Raw genomic sequence first — 20,026 nt, 5'->3', positions numbered from 1 at the left:
TTATATTTGGCTATGCCTGACAATAACCTGCCTGTTACCGGTAAATACATCGATCCTTTAGTTGATTTTGCTTTTAAAAAGATTTTTGGCAGTGAGCCTAATAAAGACCTGTTGATTGCTTTTTTAAACGAGGTTTTCAGAGGCAGCAAACATATCGTCGATCTGAGTTACAATAAAAATGAGCATCCCGGCGATTTACGTGATGAGGGCGGTGCTATATTTGATCTGCTTTGCACCGGTGACAATAATGAGCGCTTTATAATTGAGGTGCAAAGGGGCAGGCAAGGTTATTTTAAAGAAAGGGCTTTGTTTTATACCAGCCGCCTGATAAGCGACCAAGCGCCCAAAGGCAGGCGCAGCGACTGGGCTTATAACCTAACCGGGGTTTACCTGGTTGCCTTATTGGAAGATTTTACACTCGAAGTAAGTAATTCAACCGCATACCTGCACGATATTAGTTTATGTAACAGGGATACAGGAGAAATATTTTACGATAAATTGGGTTATACGTATATTGAATTACGTAATTTTGTTAAAGACGGTACCAAACTGGAAACCGATTTAGACAGATGGCTGTATGTATTAAAAAATATGAGCCAGATGGATAAGATACCGGTTTACCTGCGGAAGCCGGTATTTGAAAAACTATTTAACATTGCCGAATATACTAACCTGACAAAGGAGGAAAAAAACATGTACGATAGCAGCTTAAAATACAAGTGGGATAATAAGAATGTGCTTGACTATGCCACGAAAGAAGGTATGGAGCGGGGCGAGCATAAAAAAGCATTGGAAATTGCCCGTGAGTTTAAAAAGATGGGATTAAGCGCAGAGGATATCGCCAAGGGTACCGGTTTGTCAATAGCAGAAATAAACGAGTTATAATTGCATGTACGATAGCAGCCTAAAATACAAATGGGATAATAAGAATGTGCGTGACTATGCCATGAAAGAAGGTATGGAGAAAGGGATGAAAATTGGAATTGAGAAGGTATGGAGATAGGCGTTGAGAAAGGCATGGAAATAGGCATAAAGAAAGGCGAGCGTAAAAAAGCATTGGAAATTGCCCGTGCATGTAAAAAAATTGGAATGAGCACTGAAAATATTGCAAGGGGTACCGGGCTGTCGATTGAAGAAATAGAAAGCTTGTAATAAAAGCCTACTTCTTTAAAACTCCCTTTATCCTATATAAATTCTTCCCCATCAGCCTCACCTGCTGCGATTTTTCTATCTGGTAAACCGAATCTGGGAAGTAGCTTAATTTTTCGCGGGTTTCATAAAGCAGGTTTTTGGTATGATTGAATATTACAATCCATTTTACTTTATCGCCGTCTTTTTTAATCATCACCTCGGTGGTACGCAAATCAGGTGTTTTAGCCCGGTAAATAATAAGCGAATCGGTGTTTAAAATGCTGTAGCTGTTTTTCCAGGCCGGGCGGTTAATGTCTGAAAGGATAAATAGGTTAAATTCCTGCCCCCAGTTGGCAATTTGTACGGTTTTGTTTTCTGTTACTCCGTTGTGGGTAACAGTTTTGTCAACCTGCGGATTTAGCTTGGTTAGCGTGGCCGTGTCGGCTTTAAAATACCCAGCTATATCAAAATACTTCAGGGTACCGTTTGATTGCGTTTTATCGGGCCTGCAGGCTTGTAAACCCGATAAAAGCAAAATGCCACCCAATAGGGTGGCATTATATGTTAGTTTCAGTTTATACCAATACATTACCGGTCATTTCCGCGGGGATATCAACCCCCAGTATTTTTAAAATGGTAGGTGCAATGTCGCCCAGTTTGCCATCGCTTACACGGGTTACATCTTTGTCTATTATGATACAAGGTACCAGGTTGGTGGTGTGAGCGGTGTTTGGTGTGCCATCATCATTAATCATGTAGTCGGCATTACCGTGATCGGCAATGATGATAAAGCTATAACCATTGGCTAAACCAGCCTCAACAACTGCTTTTGTACAGGCATCTGCCGTCTCGGCAGCTTTAACAACGGCGCTAAAAACACCGGTGTGGCCAACCATATCGGTATTGGCAAAGTTCAGGCAAACAAAATCGGGCCAGCCGCTTTCCAGTTCAGGAATGATGGCATCGCGAATACCTGCCGCGCTCATCTCTGGCTGCAGATCATAAGTGGCCACTTTAGGCGATGGTACCAGCAAGCGTTTCTCGTTATCAAACTCACGCTCGCGCCCGCCCGAGAAAAAGAAGGTTACGTGTGGGTATTTTTCGGTCTCGGCAATACGGATCTGCGTTTTGCCTGCATTCTGCAAAATTTCGCCCAATGTTTTGGTCAGGTCTTCTTTATTGAAAACCACCTGTACATTTTTAAACGTTTCATCATAGGGTACCATGGTGATGTAACGGATGTTTAACGGGTGCAGGTTGTATTCCGGGAACGACTTTTGAGTTAGCGCCAGGCTAATCTCGCGGCCCCTGTCTGTACGGAAGTTAAAGCATATAACAACATCACCATCTTTTATAACTGCCAAAGGCTTACCATCAGCATCAACCCTTACTATTGGTTTAATGAATTCGTCGGTAACCCCATCTTCGTACGATTTTTTGATCAGGTCGGTTATGTGCTGCGTGGCTTCACCTTCGCCGTTGACCATCAGGTCATAAGCCAGTTTAACGCGTTCCCAGCGGTTATCGCGGTCCATAGCATAGTAACGGCCAATGGCAGTAGCTATTTGTGCAGATGTGCCTGCTATATGTTGTTCCAGTTCGGTAATAAAACCTAAGCCCGATTTAGGGTCGGTATCGCGTCCGTCTAAAAAGGCATGGATAAATACATTGTTTACATCCAGCTGTTTTGCTGCATCGCAAAGGCCCTTTACGTGCCTGATGTGTGAGTGAACACCGCCATCAGACACTAAACCGATGAAGTGAACATCCTTGTTGTTTTGTTTGGCGTATTCAAAAGCATCTTTTAAAACCGGGATGGTAGGTAATTCATTATCATCAACAGCTTTATGAATGCGGCCCAATTCCTGGTAAACCACGCGGCCTGCGCCAAGGTTCATGTGCCCAACCTCGGAGTTGCCCATTTGCCCGGCCGGCAAGCCTACCGCCATACCAGATGCTTCCAGTTTGGAATTTGGATAAGTTTGCAGCATCATGTCAACAAAAGGTGTGTTGGCGGCAAGTATAGCGTTCGATTGATCGTTACGGCCGTAACCCCAGCCATCGAGGATAATTAATGCGAGTTTTTTTTTATTTTCCACATTGCAAATATAAATGCAACAATGTACTTATGGCTATAAATTTTGAATTTAGATTTATACTTACACCGTGCTGATTGTTAAGATAATAATTGAGGGCAAAAACAGTTATATCTGAACATTACGCTAAAAAAAGCTCCTCTTTTTTGTCTGGTGTAACTTTAAACCGTTTTTTCACGTATTTATGATATGAGGTTACTTTACCTGTCGTCGTTTATAGTTTTGTTGCTGATGCCTGGCATGGTAGCGGCCGATGCCATGGATAATGTGGCTAATTTGATAAAACAGGGTAATAGTAAAGAAATAGGCAAGCTGTTTGCCCCAACCGTAGAGATGACTGTAATGGCCGAAGAGCAATCATATTCGCAAACCCAGGCCACATCTGTTCTCAGCGATTTTTTTACTAAACATAAGCCACAAACAATAAAGCTGCTCCACAAAGTAAACTCCAGCGCCAGCATTCAACTTGGTGTATATATTTTAACCACTGCCGATAAACAGGAATACCGCATCGCCTTTACCCTGAAAGATGTAGGTGGTACCATGCGCATCATCGAATTGGGGATTGAGGACGAGAAGGTGAAGTAGACTTTTGAATTTGAGGATAAAGCAATTTGAAAATTTGAGGATTTGAAAATTTGGAAGAGTTGCCGAACCTGGGTTAAGCAGATTGGCTTGTAATTACATTTTGTGATAAGTTGTTAAAATAACTCGTTGATTTCTATCACTAAACAAAATAAAGTTGAAAGCCTGAAATTGATTGGTTTCTAAATTTTCTTTTTTCATTTTCAAATTCTCAAATCTTCAAATTCTCAAATTAAAAAAAACGTTACTTTTGGGGCTTAAAAAAGTAATTATCTTGGATAAAGAACTTGTTGACCAGTTTATAATTAATGCTTTACAAGAGGATGTTGGCGATGGTGATCATACCTCCCTATCAACCATTCCCGCCGAAACAACAGGCAAAGCACAACTTTTGGTAAAAGACGAAGGCATTTTGGCCGGTGTTGAATTGGCTATTGAGATATTTAAAGTGGTTGACCCCGACCTTAAAGTGACCATTTTTTTACAGGATGGCGCTGTTGTTAAGTACAAAGATGTGGCGTTTGAAGTAGAGGGCAGCGCCCGCAGTATCCTGGTTGCCGAGCGTTTGGTACTGAATTGTATGCAACGAATGTCGGGAATTGCTACAAAAACCCGCGAGATAGTTGATTTGTTGAAAGGCACCAATACAAAAGTTTTAGATACCCGTAAAACAACCCCAGGTTTACGCTACCTTGAAAAATGGGCCGTAAAAATAGGCGGCGGCGTTAATCACCGGTTTGGTTTGTATGATATGATATTAATTAAAGATAATCATGTTGACTATGCCGGGGGGATAAGGCAAGCCATTGAAAGTGCAAATCAGTATCTTATAGATAATCATAAAAAGCTTGCCATCGAAATTGAGGTGCGTAACCTGGAAGAATTGGACGAGGTATTGCAAACCGGCAACATAAACCGTATCTTGTTAGACAACTTTAACTTTGCCGAACTGCGGCAGGCAGTTAATATTATTAACGGCCGGTTTATAACTGAGGCATCGGGTGGTATAACAATTGATACAATACGCGAATACGCGGATTGCGGGGTTGATTATATTTCTGTTGGAGCGCTCACGCATTCGGTAAAAAGCCTCGACCTTAGTTTAAAGGCTGTAAAGTAAATTTATGGTGCATCCTTGTTTTAACATTTGAGTTAAGACCGGGCTGTCGGAATCTAGCTATTAAAGCAAGCGTTTAAATTATGATTAGCGTTTTAGTACGGTATCAATTTTGTAATATTGCAGGTAAATGATCAACGTATACTCAGTTTCGGCGCTCATCCTTGCTTATCTCTGCGGGTCTATCCCAACAGCTGTCTGGATTGGCCTTGCGTTTTATGATATCGATGTAAGAGAGTATGGCAGTGGCAATGCAGGCGCAACCAATACCTTCAGGGTACTGGGCAAACAGGCTGGTATCCCTGTAATGCTGCTTGATATTTTGAAAGGTTGGACGGCTACTAACCTTGCTTTTTTTATCGGGGTATCTACTACCGGGGCTTACAATTCTGCGAGTTATATGAACTACGCGCTGGCTTTAGGGGTAGCTGCAGTTATGGGCCATTTGTTCCCGATATTTGCCGGTTTTAGGGGCGGTAAAGGTGTTGCCACTTTATTTGGAATGATTTTGGCTATACATTTGCACGCCGCTTTATTGTGCGTGTTGGTATTTGTTGTGGTGTTGTTACTTACAAAGTATGTGTCGCTTAGCTCCATTGCTGCGGCCTTTACCTATCCTATAGGGGTCTCGTTTGTTTTTCCCACCTCTATAAGATCGGTTGTTATATACGGAATGTGTATTTGCATGCTCATCCTGGTAACGCATCAAAAGAATATCGAACGTTTATTAAAGGGCACCGAATCGAAAGTTAATTTTTTAAAGAAAAAAGCTGCCTGACCATTATGAAAAAATTCCTGCCTGCATTTTTAGCAACAACACTGGTTGTTGCCCTGTTCTCCTGTTCAACTGTGCCGCTTACCGGCCGTAAACAATTAAAGTTGGTTGGCGATGCCGAAGTAAACCAATCGGCAGCCGCCAGTTACAGTCAATTATTATCAGATCCTAAAACCAAAGTAATTAATGGCGGAACCGATGCGCAACGTATCAAACGCATTGGTAATAACCTTGCCGTAGCTATCGAAGCCTATTTAAAAAGCAACGGGTACGGCGATCAATACAGCTTTCAATGGGAGTTTAACCTCATCCAGAGCCCCGAGGTAAACGCATGGTGTATGCCTGGCGGTAAAGTAGCTGTATATAGTGGTTTATTGCCGGTGGCCAATACCGATGCTTACCTGGCAGTGGTTATGGGGCACGAAATTGGACACGCTATTGCCCGGCACTCTGCCGAGCGCATTTCGCAGCAAACATTGGCGCAATTCGGCGGTTCGCTGGCCGGCGTTGCCGTGGCAAAGCAATCGCAGGTAATGCAAAGCCTTTTTAGCCAGGCTTATGGTGTAGGTACCCAGGTTGTTTTGTTGAAATACTCGCGCGACCAGGAATCGGAAGCAGATCGCCTGGGTTTGACATTTATGGCAATGGCCGGGTACGATCCGCACAATGCAGTTGCGTTTTGGCAACGTATGGCCRCTCAAAACAAAGGCGGCTCGCCCCCCGAATTGCTAAGTACACACCCTTCTGATGCTACCCGCATAGCCAACATTCAAAACCTGATACCCGAGGCTATGAAGTATTATAAAAAATAGTTTTGAGTTATGAGTAGTAAGTTTTGAGTTAATTTATGGCATGCTACAAATGTCGATGAACTCACTACTCGACACTTAAACCTCATCATTTAATTTATGCCCAAACCTCAATTCTTAAAAGCGCAGTGGAAAAACCTGGTAATGATAAATTACGAGGTGGATCCCACTATTCTCGATCCCTATTTACCACCCGGCACCGAGCTTGACTTATGGCAGGGCAAGGCTTTGGTAAGCATGGTAGGCTTTATGTTTTTAGATACAAAGGTATTGGGCATCAAATGGCCATGGCATGTGGATTTTGAGGAAGTGAACCTTCGTTTTTACGTAAGGCACTTTAACGGAACAGAATGGAAGCGTGGAGCCGTTTTTGTAAGTGAAATAGTACCTAAACCAATAATAGCAGTTATTGCTAACAATTTATACAAAGAACATTATAGTGCCATGCCCATGCGCCACAGCATACTGGAAGCCGGAGACCACACCCAGTTTTTATACGAGTGGAAGTTTAAAGGCAAATGGAATAAGCTTGGCGCAACCGCCAGCAATCAATTACTGGATATAACACCTGGTAGTGGCGAAGAGTTTATTTTTGAGCATTATTGGGGATACAATAAACTTTCGGCCACAAGCACTATGGAGTACCAGGTTGAACATATATCATGGCAAACTGGTAAGGTTAAAGATTATGTTTTTGATGCTGATGTGGCAGGGTTATATGGTGAAGCATTTAAGCCTTATTTAGTGAAAGAGCCGGTTTCGGCGTTTTTTGCCGTTGGATCTGATATTAAGGTGAGGATGGGGGATAAGATTGTGGTAAAATAGTAAAGTTAAGATGCTAGCCACCCAAAACTTCCAGCACCGCCTTCGCTTTCAATAAACATTCCTCATACTCCTTCTCTGCGTCAGCATGATAAGTAATAGCGCTCCCGGCATGGAATGATATGTATCCTTTATCAGCGTTATAAAGCAGCGATCTGATTACTACGTTGAAATCAAAATCATCATCCGGGCTAAAGTACCCCACCGCCCCGGAATAAATGCCGCGCTTACTTCGTTCATATTGTTCCATCAATTGCATGGCGCTTATTTTGGGGGCACCAGTCATGCTGCCCATAGGGAAGCTGTTTTTAATGGCCTGTATTGGCGGTAAATGCTCCTGTAACTCGCATACAACGGTCGATATCATTTGGTGTACATGGCGGAAGCTATGAATGCCAAAAAGCTCTTCGGTTGCAACTGTCCCCTGTTTGGCCGATTTGGTAAGGTCGTTGCGTACCAGGTCAACAATCATTACATTTTCCTGCAACTCCTTGGGATGGTTGCGTAATTCCTGCTTAACCAGTTCATCGGCCTCTAAATCGTCGTGCCTTTTGGCCGTCCCTTTGATGGGCTGCGATATGAGTTTAGTGCCTCGTTTTGCTAAAAAACGTTCGGGCGAGGCGCCCAGTATGTAATTRTTATTCCATTTAAAAAAAGTTGAAAATGGATTGGGCGACACAGTGTTAAGCTGCGTAAATACGCTCAACGGATCAATATGTACATCATCAGCATAAAACTCCTGACAAAAATTGGTTACATAAATATCGCCCCTGGTAATATGCTCCTGTATGGCGGTTACTGCATCAATATATTCCTGTTTTGTAAACCTGCTTTTTAAATTTATTGATGGCTCGTCACCATCCTTAATTAGCTGCTGCCCATCAATCCGGCTCAAAACATGTTGAGGCTCGTCGCTAATAATCTCCGCTTTATTGTCTTTAATAATGATCAGATGTACCGGTGCAAAAAAGTACAGGTCGGGAAAATCGACGCCGTCAAAGTTTTGTGAGGATAATTTTTCTACCTCGTTTTTCAGATCATAGCCCAAAAAACCACAAAGCCAACCGGGATTATTGGTACGAAAGTTTTGTAGGTCAATAAATGCAGAACCAGTGCTCGCCTTTATTTGTGCCTTACTGTTAATGGCTATCAGTGTATCAAATTTGGTGTAGGGGTCATCAAAGCCATTCGAGTCGAGGTAACATGCCGAATTGTATGACGATGCCCATTGCAGGGCTTTAAGCTTGAAATTTTGCAGATCATTTACCTGTACTATCACCCTGCAAAAATAACCAAGTTAATTAAAAAAGACCGGGTAGCCGGCCTTTAAATACTATATGATCAATACAAGATTAATAACTTATATTTCATTGTTTTTCTCCCGCATCCAACTATCAAAACCTGTTTTTTGATTATGAAGGGTGATTGCCAGAAATATTGCCAATAACACCCCTAAAGAAATATTAAAACACAGGAAAAAAACAAAAACTACCAGGATGCCATAAATATAGTAACCAAGTTTTTTGATGTCTTCATCATATAATTCATATGTTGCCAGCTTGGTGCCTAAGTAGCTTGAATAAATAAGCAGTGCCCATGATACTATGCTTAAATACATTTGCCACTGGCCAACAACAACAGCGCCGTAAATAGTCAATAACAAACTTAATGAGCAGCACACCAATGCAATGTACGATACAGTTTTTAGAGTGGAGGGTTTAAACATTATATGATAAGGTTACGATATAAATAAAATATCAAAAGCTAATATAAATAAAAAGGACCGATTTGATTCGGCCCTTATAATATTTGTTTTAAAACAGATTGTTTACTTTTAGTGCAGCACCAAAGTCTGCTTCCTGTCGGGCCCAACAGATAAATATTTTACAGGTACGCCCAATTCCGCCTCCAGGTAATCAATGTATGATTGCAGTTTGGCAGGGATTTCAGACAACTCAGTAATACCTGTTAAATCTTCGTTCCAGCCATTAATTTCCTTCAAAACCGGCACCGGACTTACCGAGCAGATATCATAAGGCATATAGTCAATAGTTTCGCCTAAATAGTTATAGTGGGTACAAGCATAAATTTTATCAAAGCCGCTTAATACATCCGCCTTGGTCATAACCAACTGGGTAACACCGTTAAGCATTATAGCGTATTTTAAAGCCGGCAGATCAATCCAGCCGGTACGGCGGGGCCTTCCTGTGGTGGCGCCAAATTCGTGGCCTATACGGCGTAATTCTTCGCCTGTTTCGTCTTCCAGTTCGGTAGGGAACGGGCCGCCGCCAACACGGGTACAATAAGCTTTAAAAATACCTATCACATCGCCAATTTGCTGTGGAGCTATTCCTAAGCCGGTGCATGCACCAGCAGCCGTAGTATTTGACGAAGTAACAAACGGATAGCTTCCAAAATCAATATCCAGCATGGCGCCCTGAGCGCCTTCGGCCAAAACTTTTTTGCCTTTTTTAATATAGTCGTTCACCAGGTGCTCCGAATCAACCAGTGGAAATTGCTTGATAAAGTCAATGGCTTCAAAAAACAAAGCTTCGCGTTCAGAAAAATCGGCAACCTCGCCGTACATGGCTGTAAGCATTGAAGTATGTTTGTCAACCAGTTTCTGGTAACGTTCTTTAAAGTCGGGCAGGGTGATATCGCCGATGCGTAAACCGTTCCTGCCGGTTTTATCCATATAAGTAGGACCGATACCTTTTAAAGTCGAGCCGATTTTACCTTCGCCCATTTTCTTTTCAGATGCGGCGTCAAGCAGTTGATGGGTAGGCAATATCAGGTGCGCTTTTTTGGCAATCAGCAGGTTCTTTTTAGCCAACAGATCGTGCCCTGCATCTTTCAGTTTATCTATTTCCTTTTTAAGGGTAATAGGGTCAATCACTACACCATTACCAATAAGGTTCATGGTATTTTCAAAAAATATACCTGAAGGAATAGTATTCAAAACGAATTTTTTACCGTCGAATTCCAAAGTATGCCCGGCATTTGGGCCGCCCTGGAAACGTGCAATCAGGTCGTAACCTGCGCTAAGCACATCAACAATTTTTCCTTTACCTTCATCGCCCCATTGGAGGCCTAATAATACGTCAACAGCCATTAATTTATCGTTTGAATATATCTATTAAATTTTTGTATGATATCTTTTTTGATTTTATCCCACTTTAATTTTTTAAAACTATAAGGATCTGAATCCAAATCTGCTTCAACAAAATAAGTGATAGATTTAATAATCATTATCGTTGAATTATTTGGATACCTGGCTTGATAAAATGAAAACATTTGATCAAACGAAAAATGTTCCAATAACTCGTGTAAATCCCAAAAGTCCTTTTTTGCCCCTCGTCCTGCTATTGCGTTTAATTTCAGGGCAATAATTTCTTCCAGGGAGGCAAACCTAATACCCTCTATATTATTACTGGCAAAAGTGAACTTTTCAAACGTATGTACAAAATCTACTTTTACGTTATTTATATAAGTGAACAACAAACGGGGGCTGGTTCTTTCTTTTGAGAAAAATTGAAAATTGCCGGATAGCTTAAAGTTAATTAAATCGCTATCAAAGGGTTCGTCGGTAAAAAGATCAAGATCGATAGATGCCCGATGACCTAAAAGTAAAGATAGCGCTGTACCACCAACCAGTCTGAATTGCTCCAGTTCTGGCAGAGTCATTAATTCTGTCAGTAAACCCAAAGTTGCGGGTTCAACTGTTTCTTTATATAACATTTAAAGTCCTTAGGTTCAAGATCGAAAATGGCACAGCAAAAATAAATTTCTTTGTCGCCAATCCACTTAGCATTTACAATTTCTTTTTTGATTTTATCATCACCATAAAATTTCTTTAGAGCGATAAAGTCCTCAAAAGATCCGCGGTCAACAACCTTTTCAATAACAAAACGCGCATTCTTTTCATAGTCGATATTATCCATATCAACATCCCAAAATGCCTGTTTGCTTAAAATAGGTTTGTTCATGGTTATACCCTTCTGTCGCAATTACCTTCACGTAATTTGGCACAGTTACCGTAAAGGTTTAACGAGTGGTGTTTAATGTCGAATTTTAAAATATCGCCCATCATACTCTGTATCTGCTGAATCCGCGGGTCGCAAAACTCCACTACTTTGCCGCAGTCGATGCAAATGATGTGGTCATGCTGTTTGTAGCCGTATGATTTTTCAAATTGGGCCATGTTTTTGCCAAACTGGTGTTTTGTTACCAGGTCGCATGATACCAGCAGTTCAAGCGTGTTATATACCGTAGCGCGGCTAACACGGTATTTTTTATTTTTCATGTGGATATAAAGGGATTCCACATCAAAGTGATCTGAGCGCGAGTAAATTTCTTCGAGTATTGCAAAACGCTCCGGCGTTTTGCGCAGGTTTTTATTCTCAAGGTAAGCCTCAAAAATTTTTTTAACCAATGCTATAGTATCCGGTTGGGCCATAATGGTCTGTTAAGCAGGCAAAGTTATTAATAATTTGGTTAAGATAGAGTCAAGAGTCAAGAATCAGGAATTAAGAAAAATTTGTGTTTCGCCTGGCGACTCCTTCTGTCATCTGTAACTGGTTTCAGACAAGAATAAAAAAATCAAGACTTTCTCCATCTTGATTCTTGACTCTTAATTCTTGATTCTTTTTCAAGACGCTTTTTCAATCACCGAATCAAATCTGTTAACGCCGGTAACGCCTTTAATCAGTTTTATTTTTTTGATCAGGTTGTCAAGGTGGTTGGTATCGTTTACGTAAACCATTATCGATCCTTCAAAAATTCCGTTGTCACTATCAACCGTAATGGAGCGGATATTTACCTTAAAATCGGTTGATATAACAGTGGTGAGTTTATTAATTAATCCAACTTCGTCTATACCGGTTATTCTTAACCCGGTTAAAAATGCAAGCTCCTGCTGGTTGGTCCAGCGGGCTTTTACAATCCGGTAGCCATAGTTAGCCATCAGTTTGGCGGCATTGGGGCAGTTGGTGCGGTGTATTTTAATGCCATCGCTCACGGTAACAAAGCCAAATACATCGTCGCCGGGGATAGGGTTACAGCAATTGGCCAGTTTATAGTCAATTTTCTGCATGTCCTCACCAATCAGCAGCATATCGCTGTCTTTCGATTTCAGGTTACGAATGAGGTTTTGAACTTGTTCCTGTTCAATTTTATCCTGGGGCTTGTTCTCAACATTCTTTTCAAAGGCCTGATATTCCTTCAGGTCTTTCATGTCTATCACGCCCTTGGCAATGTTATAAAACAGGTCCTGGGTTGATTGCAGTTTGAAAAAATAGCTCAGTTTGTGCAGATTTTCGGAGTTGTAAGTGATTTTAAGCGATTTCATTTTACGCTCCAGAATCTCTTTGCCGTCCTCCGCAATTTTTCGCTTTTCTTCTTTTAAAGCCGATTTTATTTTGGCTTTAGCTTTTGCGGTAACCACAAAATTTAGCCAATCCTCTTTAGGGGTTTGCTTGCCCGAGGTGATAATCTCTACCTGGTCGCCATTTTGCAGTTTATAACTTAATGGCACCAGTTTATGGTTCACTTTGGCGCCAATACAACTGGCGCCCACATCGGTGTGTATTTCAAATGCAAAATCCAGGGCAGTTGCATTAAGCGGCAACTGGATAAGCGCACCTTTTGGGGTAAAAATGAAAATTTCATCGCTGAATAAATTCATCTTGAAGTCGTCGATAAAATCCAGGGCGTTGGTGTCGGGATTTTTAAGCATATCCCTTACCTTTTGCACCCATTGATCAAGCCCGCTATCGGTTGATGATTCCTTGTATTTCCAATGCGCGGCAAAACCTTTCTCGGCAATCTCGTTCATGCGTTTGGTACGTATCTGCACTTCAACCCATTGCCCGCGCGGCCCCATAACGGTTGTGTGTAATGATTCGTATCCATTTGCCTTGGGCGACGAAATCCAATCGCGCAGCCTGTCGGGGTTGGGACGGTATTGGTCGGTAACTATACTGTAGGCCTTCCAGCAATCGGCTTTTTCCTGGTCGGGGGCGCTATCTAAAATTATCCTGATGGCAAAAAGATCATACACCTCCTCAAAAGGGATCGATTTTTTCTTCATCTTATTCCAGATGGAGTGGATAGATTTTGGCCTGCCAAACACATCTGCATGAATTTCCTGGGCCTGTAGCGCTTTGTTAACAGGCTCAATAAAATCGCGGATAAACCGTTCTCGTTCAGCTTTCTTTTCGTTTAGTTTCTTTTTGATGAACTGGTAAGTTTCGCGCTCCATGTATTTCATGGATAGGTCTTCCAGTTCAGATTTTATGGCATATAAACCCAGCCTGTGGGCCAACGGGGCGTACAGGTACACGGTTTCTGACGATAGTTTAAGCTGCTTATCGCGCGGCATAAACTCCATGGTGCGCATATTATGCAGCCTATCGGCCAGTTTAATGAGTATTACCCGCACATCATCGGCCAGGGTAAGCAGCATTTTACGGAAGTTTTCGGCCTGTAACGAGCTGTTGGTATCAAATACGCCCGATATTTTGGTTAAGCCATCAATAATTTTGGCCACCTTTTTACCAAACTCCATCTCAATTTCGTCAAGCGTCATGTTGGTATCTTCTACCACATCATGAAGCAGGGCGCACACTATTGATGTGGTACCCAGGCCAATCTCTTCGGCGGCTATCTGGGCAACTGCAATAGGGTGGTATATATAGGGTTCGCCGCTTTTACGGCGCATATCTTTATGGCTTTCAAGCGCCATATCAAACGCCTTGCGTATCATGCGTTTATCGCCCTTTTGCAGGGTCGATTTACAGGCGCGCAGCAATGCGCGATATCTTTTTAGTATCTCATTCTTCTCGGCTTCCAGATCAATCTCTATCTCTTTCATATATGATATAGACGGTATAAATAAGATAAACTTGTAACTGAAAATTATTATTACAGATTATATTAAAATACCACAAAAATTTCCTTTAATTTTGTTTTAAGTAAAAATATGAAATTTATTGGTTTTCTGTTGATGTTTTGTTGCTTAGTGGGCAAGGTAAGTGCCCAGACAGATAAACCTGCACCTATGGTATTGGGCAAAAATGATACCATAAGGGTGGCCGTAACCGATGTTGACGGACAATTAATACCCTGGGTAGTTTGCCCGCCTATTAGAATTGTAGATAGCCGCATATTTGCCAACGATGCCGATAGGGATAATTACCGCCGGTTGCGTTATAACGTAATGAAGGTGTTACCTTACGCCCGTTTTGCAGGCCAGCGGTACGCAAAATTGCAGCGCGACCTTGCCCTTACCGGGGATAAGAAAAAACAGAAAGAATTGATAAGCACCTGCGAAGGTGAAATAAAAACATTGTTTGATAAGGAAATTAAAAATCTGACAATTAGTCAGGGTGAAGTTTTGATCAAGCTGATTGACCGCGAAACCGGGCAAACCAGCTATACTATGGTTAAGGAACTTAAGGGTGGTTTTAAGGCATTTATGTTTCAGTCTGTAGCCAGCATATTTGGCCATAACCTTAAGGAGACTTACGACCCCGACGAGCAGAGAGATATCGAGGCCATACTTACCCAGGCCGGATATAATTCCACTAACTACTGATAATGGACAACACAAGCGTCTACAAGTTTAACGTTCAAAAGTTAAACGGTGATGATATTAGCCTGTCGGCTTATAAAAGTAAGGTACTTTTAATTGTTAATACCGCCTCTCAATGTGGCTTTACACCACAGCTTAAAGATTTGGCCGAATTGAAAAACCAGTTCAAGGATACTGATTTCGAGATATTGGCCTTCCCCTCAAATGATTTTGGCGGCCAGGAGCCTTTGGAAGGCGCCGCTATAGCTGCTTTTTGCGAAAACGTTGGTGCAAACTACCCGGTATTTGATAAAATCAGGGTGCGCGGGCCTTTTGCACATCCCCTATACCAATTTTTTGCCGATAAAAAAGCAAACGGAAAACTTAAATCGGTACCCAGATGGAATTTTCATAAGTTTTTGATTGATAGGGACGGACACGTTACCGACTTTTACTTTCCGTTTACCAAGCCCACATCGTCAAAAATCCGGAAAAAGATTGAGCGCCTTTTGGCGGCAACTCATTAACACAAACACAACAATGAAGTTAGATATTTTAGTTTTATCGGTACATCCTGATGATGCCGAACTTGGATGCTCGGGCACCATTTTAAAACACGTTGCCTTGGGTTATAAGGTAGGTATTGTTGACCTTACCCGCGGTGAATTAGGTACCCGCGGATCGGCCGAGATACGAGAGCAGGAAGCCGCCGCCGCAGCCAAAATACTGGGTCTTGCGGTAAGAGATAACCTGGCTATTCCGGATGGTTTTTTTGAAAATACGCGGGAGTATCAGTTAAAGATAATTGCCGCTATTCGTAAATATCAGCCTGAAATTGTAATTACCAACGCTTATCATGACAGGCACCCAGATCATGGCCGCGCTAATGAGCTGGTAGAGGCATCTGCGTTTTTAGCGGGCTTGCGCAAGATAGAGACGTTTGAGAATGGAGAAACGCAACAGGCATGGCGGCCAGAAATGGTGCTGCACTTTATTCAGGATAACTATATTAAACCAGATATTTTAATTGATATTACCGAATACTGGGATAAAAAGGTGGAGAGTATTTACGCTTATGGTTCGCAGTTTTACAACCCCGAATGGGAAAATGAACCCCAAACTTATATATCTACCCCAGAGTTTATTAACGTAGTTGCTGCGCGTGCCAGCGAATTTGGTAAAAGCATTGGCGCTAAATATGCTGAAGGCTATACCAGTAGGAAAATTTTAGGCGTGGATAATTTATTTGCTTTAAAATAATATATTATTTAACTGAAAATAAAATAAGCCGCTATTTTAAACAAATAGCGGCTTATTTTATAATATTGGTTTGTCTATTTAAGCTTTGATGTATTCAAAACGATTGTTTTCATTGCTTCTTTCCCGTCTTAGTTTATTTTCATTTGCCAATTTTAAAAGGATGCCCGATAACTCCGAAGTTTTGAAATCCGAATCAAATTGCTCTTTACAATAGCTAGCTATTGATGAGATGGAACGCTGTTCATCAAAAAAGTCGGTGCTTAGCAATTGGTTCAATATTTTTGTTGCGCCTGGCTTTTTACGCCCCCCAGCGGCAGAACTTTCATCGTCTAAGCGTAATTTACGGCCTTTTTTACTAAAAATTTCAGAACCATCGGCATCTGCTCTCTCCGACTCAATCATTACATCCAGCAGCCTATCAATGATGCGTACCTGCACGGCTTCTGACTGAAATGAGTTAACAACTTCTGCAACTTCAACAAGTTGTTTTTTTAATTTCTCTATATGTTTGCTCATGATGAACTAGATTTGATTCTAACAGGAATGGACAAATCTAACGGGAATAATAATTAAAAATATAGCGTATTTTGGTAAAAAAATAGCTTATGTTAATATTTCAACCCTTTTTGGACTCAACAATCCCTAAAACATATATTAAATATTAGGATACGGTGTTTGTAGTTCAGCTGTTTTTTTAAATACGTTATTGTCGATTATAGGGTTTTAGCTATTTTCTCCAGCATTTCAAGTCCGGTATCTATATGGCTTTTTTCAATAATAAGCGCTGGCCTAAAACGGATACTTTTATCACCGCAGCCTAAATACATGATATTATTATCCAACCCTTTGTTGATGAAATTATCGCGCTTGTTTTTGTCGGGAAAATCAAAGGCTGTAAGCAGCCCCTTGCCACGCACATTGCCGATGACAGGCATCCTGGCCGAAATATCGCTGAGCTGGTTTTGCAAATAGTCGCCCATTTCGGCGGCATTTTGGCAAAGATTATCTTCGGCTATTACTTCCATTATTTTTGATGACCGTACCATATCAACCAAACTACCTCCCCAGGTTGAGTTAATGCGCGATGATACATGGAATACATTATTCTCAATCTCGTCAACCCGGTTGCTGCACAATATGCCACAAACCTGCATTTTTTTACCAAAGGCCAAAATGTCTGGCCGTGCTTTGGGGCCAAAATGCTCATGACACCAAAATTTACCTGTAAGGCCAACGCCGGTTTGCACTTCGTCATAAATGAGCATAGCCTCATATTCATCGGCAAGCTCGCGCAGTTTTTCTAAAAATTCCTTACGTACGTGGTTATCTCCGCCTTCTGATTGTACGGGTTCAATAATAATAGCGCAAACGTCATCTTTATTATCTTCAAAAGCTTGTCTGATCTGGGCTACAGACAATTGCTCGCGTTGCAGCAAATCTTCATGATTGGCGTCACTATACGGGAAATTCATATAGGGTACAGATACCCTTGGCCAGTCAAACTTGGCAAACCATTTGGTTTTATTGGGCACCGTATTGGTAAGGCTCAGGGTATAGCCCGAGCGGCCATGAAACGCGTGTTCAAAGTGTATCACTTTAAAGCCGCGCTCTTTGGTATAGCCCCTGGCAAAATTCTTTTGCACTTTCCAGTCCATGGCAACCTTTAGCGCGTTTTCTATGGCTAATGAACCGCCTGCTATAAAAAAAGCGTGCGGTAAATAATCGGGAATGCCAACCCTTGAAAAGGTTTCAACAAATTGCGCGTATTGGGTAGTATATATATCGGAGTTGGACGGGTTGGTTAAGGCCGCCAGCATCAGGTTTTTTTTGAATTCTTCGTCGTTCACCATTTTGGGGTGATTGTAACCTAAAGGTACCGAGGCGAAGCAGGTAAAAAAATCAAGTAGTGTCCGGTTGTTCTTCGAATCGTAAATATATACGCCCTTACTTTTTTCCATATCAAAAGTGAGATCGAAGCCATCGGCAAGTACATGCTTCTGCAACGAAGCCTGAACGTTTTGGGGTGAAACAAGTAGGTTGTACATATCAATTTTGGTTTATACAAATCTACTAAAAAGCCCCAAAAAACAAAATTTAGGCGGTTTTTGAACCGATTGGGTGAAAAGTATGTTTAAATTGTTTAAAGTTACTTTTTGTACCAAAGCCGAAAATAGTATAGGGGCATAGACTACATTTTTTTGATTTTAAATCGCTTGATCCTATTTTAATCTGCCCGAAACAGCGTAAGACAATGTGGTGTATTTAAGTTTTAAACTAAATATAATCTGTTTAAATATTTACAGCCAAATTGTGAATACTTGATTTTACAGAAAAAATCCTGTTAATCCTGTAAAATCCTTAAATCGTGTTTAAACACAAAAAGCCCCGGGTTATCCGGGGCTTTCGCAAATAATGTTTTTATTAACAATTATTTTTGTTTGAACTGAACCCGACGGTTTAATACACGACCATCTTCTGTTGAGTTATCAGCAATTGGCTTAGTTTCGCCGTAGCCTTTGATTTTTACTTTCTTGGCATCAACACCAGAGTTAACCAGGTAAGTTTTTACAGAGTTAGCGCGGTCTTTTGATAATGAAAGGTTGTGAGCCGCTGTACCTTCAGCTGAAGCAAAGCCATCAACTTCAACACCTTTACCAGAAGCACGCAGATCAGCCGATGTGGCATCTAATACCGGGTAAGATGAAGTACGTAATACCGAGCTGTCAAATTCAAACTGGATGTTTGAGTAAGGAGTGGCAATAGGCTTAGCGCTCAAAGTAGAATCCGGTTTGGGGAATACAATAACGCAACCAGAACCATCAACTACGCTGCCTGCAGCAGTACCCGGGCATTTGTCAAACTGATCGGCAACACCGTCACCATCTGAATCTTTTTTCAGGTCGCTAACCGCGGTTTCAACATTGGTTACACGGCCTTTTAAAGCTTCAACTTCCTGGCGTAGGGCTGCATCGTACAATTCATCATACATTTGAGCAACCGGGTTAACCCATGTTAAGTTCTGTTTTGATTTTGGGCCAAAAGTATACTCTAACCCACCATAGGTATAAGAGTAGTGGCTGAAAGTTGGGTAGGTGTTTTTGCCTGCAAAATTATAACCTTGTACAAAGCTGACAGTGTAGCCTAAGTTCAGGGCTACCGCATCAGATAGTCTGAATTTTACACCAGCGCCAACAGGTGCGTATAATTCTTTTACGGTGTGTCCGTAAGGGTCATTCACTGTGGCACCTGCATCCGTAACATACATTTTAGGTTTGTACATGTCTAAACCTAAACCTGCAGAACCATAAAAGTTAACGCTGTTTTTGCGGTGTAAAAAGCTAACACTTGCAATATTGAACACGCCGCTTAAAGCCACAGAGTTAAAACTGGTTTTGTATTCGGTAATGCCAAACTTAGGCTTACCAGCTTCGTCTATGCCATGCACCTTGCCACCTAAATAGTCTAACTGCAAGCTGAATGTGTGCGATAGCTGCTGCCTTAAATACAAACCATAACCCAAATCAGCTTTAAATTTGTTGGTAGTGTTAATGGTAAACGGAACAAGCCCATCAGTGATACCGGCGCTAACGCCAATACTGAATGTGTTGTACTGGCCAATACCACCAAATACCTTGGCGGTAGAGGCTTCAGTCGTGGTAGTAGTTGCTGTTTTGGTGGAATCGGTTTGAGCATTAGCCATACCTACAACCATCAAAGATGCAAACGACAACGCGGCTGATTTCTTCAATGTAGAATAGTTCATAGTTTTAATTTATTAATAAACGTCATTAAGAATCTTAATGATTTAATGCTAAAAACTCATTTTTTTGAAAAAAGTTTTCTGCTACAGAAACATTTTAT

22 protein-coding genes are annotated in these 20,026 nt (G+C 41.4%); 10 read left to right on the top strand and 12 right to left on the bottom strand.

The window, feature by feature from the left end; all coding sequences use genetic code 11:
* Positions 1–12: 12 nt before the first annotated feature.
* Together AC1DU2_RS15715 and AC1DU2_RS15710 are read left to right on the top strand one after the other, a co-directional pair.
* Positions 13–885: an Rpn family recombination-promoting nuclease/putative transposase gene (locus AC1DU2_RS15715; RefSeq protein ID WP_477385241.1), complete on the top strand. Its 873-nt coding sequence runs from the start codon at positions 13–15 to the stop codon at positions 883–885.
* Between the two features lie 108 nt (positions 886–993).
* Positions 994–1,152, top strand: a complete 159-nt coding sequence (locus AC1DU2_RS15710) for a hypothetical protein (protein ID WP_477385240.1) — start codon at positions 994–996, stop codon at positions 1,150–1,152.
* Positions 1,153–1,159: 7 nt separating this feature from the next.
* On the opposite strand, the gene AC1DU2_RS15705 is transcribed toward AC1DU2_RS15710, so the two are convergent.
* Positions 1,160–1,720, bottom strand: coding sequence for a hypothetical protein (locus AC1DU2_RS15705; RefSeq protein WP_477359282.1), 561 nt, complete (start codon positions 1,718–1,720; stop codon positions 1,160–1,162).
* Entirely contained in the window at positions 1,707–3,230 is a 1,524-nt protein-coding gene (gpmI, locus tag AC1DU2_RS15700) for a 2,3-bisphosphoglycerate-independent phosphoglycerate mutase (RefSeq protein WP_477385239.1), read from the bottom strand. The genes AC1DU2_RS15705 and gpmI overlap by 14 nt, the downstream gene beginning before the upstream one ends.
* Before the next feature lie 186 nt (positions 3,231–3,416).
* On the opposite strand from gpmI, the gene AC1DU2_RS15695 reads away from it, so the two are divergent.
* From AC1DU2_RS15695 to AC1DU2_RS15675, 5 genes are all read left to right on the top strand, one after another.
* Entirely contained in the window at positions 3,417–3,815 is a 399-nt protein-coding gene (locus tag AC1DU2_RS15695) for a DUF4783 domain-containing protein (RefSeq protein ID WP_477385238.1), read from the top strand.
* 271 nt (positions 3,816–4,086) lie between these two features.
* On the top strand, positions 4,087–4,932 hold the full coding sequence (nadC, locus tag AC1DU2_RS15690) for a carboxylating nicotinate-nucleotide diphosphorylase (RefSeq protein ID WP_477385237.1): 846 nt from the start codon (positions 4,087–4,089) through the stop codon (positions 4,930–4,932).
* A gap of 127 nt (positions 4,933–5,059) precedes the next feature.
* Positions 5,060–5,707, top strand: a complete 648-nt coding sequence (gene plsY / locus AC1DU2_RS15685) for a glycerol-3-phosphate 1-O-acyltransferase PlsY (protein WP_477359295.1) — start codon at positions 5,060–5,062, stop codon at positions 5,705–5,707.
* A 5-nt stretch (positions 5,708–5,712) separates the two neighbouring features.
* Complete coding sequence (locus tag AC1DU2_RS15680) at positions 5,713–6,516, top strand: M48 family metallopeptidase (RefSeq protein WP_477385236.1); 804 nt, start codon at positions 5,713–5,715, stop codon at positions 6,514–6,516.
* Between the two features lie 96 nt (positions 6,517–6,612).
* The gene (locus AC1DU2_RS15675; protein ID WP_477385235.1) at positions 6,613–7,338 is read left to right on the top strand and encodes a YqjF family protein; all 726 of its coding nucleotides are present in this window, start codon (positions 6,613–6,615) and stop codon (positions 7,336–7,338) included.
* 13 nt (positions 7,339–7,351) lie between these two features.
* Here the strand turns inward: AC1DU2_RS15675 and AC1DU2_RS15670 are convergent, their stop codons facing one another.
* From AC1DU2_RS15670 to AC1DU2_RS15640, 7 genes are all read right to left on the bottom strand, one after another.
* Complete coding sequence (locus AC1DU2_RS15670; protein ID WP_477385234.1) at positions 7,352–8,614, bottom strand: anthranilate synthase component I family protein; 1,263 nt, start codon at positions 8,612–8,614, stop codon at positions 7,352–7,354.
* Positions 8,615–8,695: 81 nt separating this feature from the next.
* The gene (locus AC1DU2_RS15665) at positions 8,696–9,061 is read right to left on the bottom strand and encodes a hypothetical protein (RefSeq protein WP_477385233.1); all 366 of its coding nucleotides are present in this window, start codon (positions 9,059–9,061) and stop codon (positions 8,696–8,698) included.
* Between the two features lie 108 nt (positions 9,062–9,169).
* Positions 9,170–10,447, bottom strand: a complete 1,278-nt coding sequence (locus AC1DU2_RS15660; RefSeq protein ID WP_477385232.1) for an adenylosuccinate synthase — start codon at positions 10,445–10,447, stop codon at positions 9,170–9,172.
* On the bottom strand, positions 10,447–11,073 hold the full coding sequence (locus tag AC1DU2_RS15655; protein ID WP_477385231.1) for a nucleotidyl transferase AbiEii/AbiGii toxin family protein: 627 nt from the start codon (positions 11,071–11,073) through the stop codon (positions 10,447–10,449). Before AC1DU2_RS15655 ends, AC1DU2_RS15660 begins: the two co-directional genes overlap by 1 nt.
* Positions 11,028–11,321 carry a DUF6922 domain-containing protein gene (locus AC1DU2_RS15650; RefSeq protein WP_477359316.1) on the bottom strand — a complete coding sequence of 98 codons (294 nt, stop codon included), beginning with the start codon at positions 11,319–11,321 and terminating at the stop codon, positions 11,028–11,030. Before AC1DU2_RS15650 ends, AC1DU2_RS15655 begins: the two co-directional genes overlap by 46 nt.
* A gap of 2 nt (positions 11,322–11,323) precedes the next feature.
* A complete protein-coding gene (locus tag AC1DU2_RS15645) occupies positions 11,324–11,791 on the bottom strand; it encodes a Fur family transcriptional regulator (RefSeq protein WP_477359319.1) in 468 nt (155 codons plus the stop codon).
* A 192-nt stretch (positions 11,792–11,983) separates the two neighbouring features.
* Positions 11,984–14,206, bottom strand: coding sequence for a RelA/SpoT family protein (locus AC1DU2_RS15640; protein ID WP_477385230.1), 2,223 nt, complete (start codon positions 14,204–14,206; stop codon positions 11,984–11,986).
* A gap of 108 nt (positions 14,207–14,314) precedes the next feature.
* On the opposite strand from AC1DU2_RS15640, the gene AC1DU2_RS15635 reads away from it, so the two are divergent.
* From AC1DU2_RS15635 to bshB1, 3 genes are read left to right on the top strand one after another with little or no spacing between them, the layout of a single operon-like run.
* Positions 14,315–14,929: a DUF4294 domain-containing protein gene (locus tag AC1DU2_RS15635; protein ID WP_477385229.1), complete on the top strand. Its 615-nt coding sequence runs from the start codon at positions 14,315–14,317 to the stop codon at positions 14,927–14,929.
* Between the two features lie 2 nt (positions 14,930–14,931).
* Complete coding sequence (locus AC1DU2_RS15630; protein WP_477359329.1) at positions 14,932–15,432, top strand: glutathione peroxidase; 501 nt, start codon at positions 14,932–14,934, stop codon at positions 15,430–15,432.
* A 13-nt stretch (positions 15,433–15,445) separates the two neighbouring features.
* A complete protein-coding gene (gene bshB1, locus AC1DU2_RS15625) occupies positions 15,446–16,165 on the top strand; it encodes a bacillithiol biosynthesis deacetylase BshB1 (protein WP_477385228.1) in 720 nt (239 codons plus the stop codon).
* 78 nt (positions 16,166–16,243) lie between these two features.
* On the opposite strand, the gene AC1DU2_RS15620 is transcribed toward bshB1, so the two are convergent.
* The 3 genes from AC1DU2_RS15620 to AC1DU2_RS15610 all read right to left on the bottom strand — a co-directional run bounded on the left by AC1DU2_RS15620 (position 16,244) and on the right by AC1DU2_RS15610 (position 19,928).
* A complete protein-coding gene (locus AC1DU2_RS15620; RefSeq protein ID WP_477385227.1) occupies positions 16,244–16,681 on the bottom strand; it encodes a hypothetical protein in 438 nt (145 codons plus the stop codon).
* A gap of 197 nt (positions 16,682–16,878) precedes the next feature.
* The gene (gene lat / locus AC1DU2_RS15615) at positions 16,879–18,210 is read right to left on the bottom strand and encodes an L-lysine 6-transaminase (protein WP_477385226.1); all 1,332 of its coding nucleotides are present in this window, start codon (positions 18,208–18,210) and stop codon (positions 16,879–16,881) included.
* A gap of 383 nt (positions 18,211–18,593) precedes the next feature.
* Complete coding sequence (locus AC1DU2_RS15610; protein ID WP_477368315.1) at positions 18,594–19,928, bottom strand: OmpA family protein; 1,335 nt, start codon at positions 19,926–19,928, stop codon at positions 18,594–18,596.
* Positions 19,929–20,026: the final 98 nt, after the last annotated feature.

Source organism: Mucilaginibacter sp. P4_C11 (genome assembly GCF_056402115.1).
This window is presented reverse-complemented; position numbering and strand designations above follow the sequence as displayed.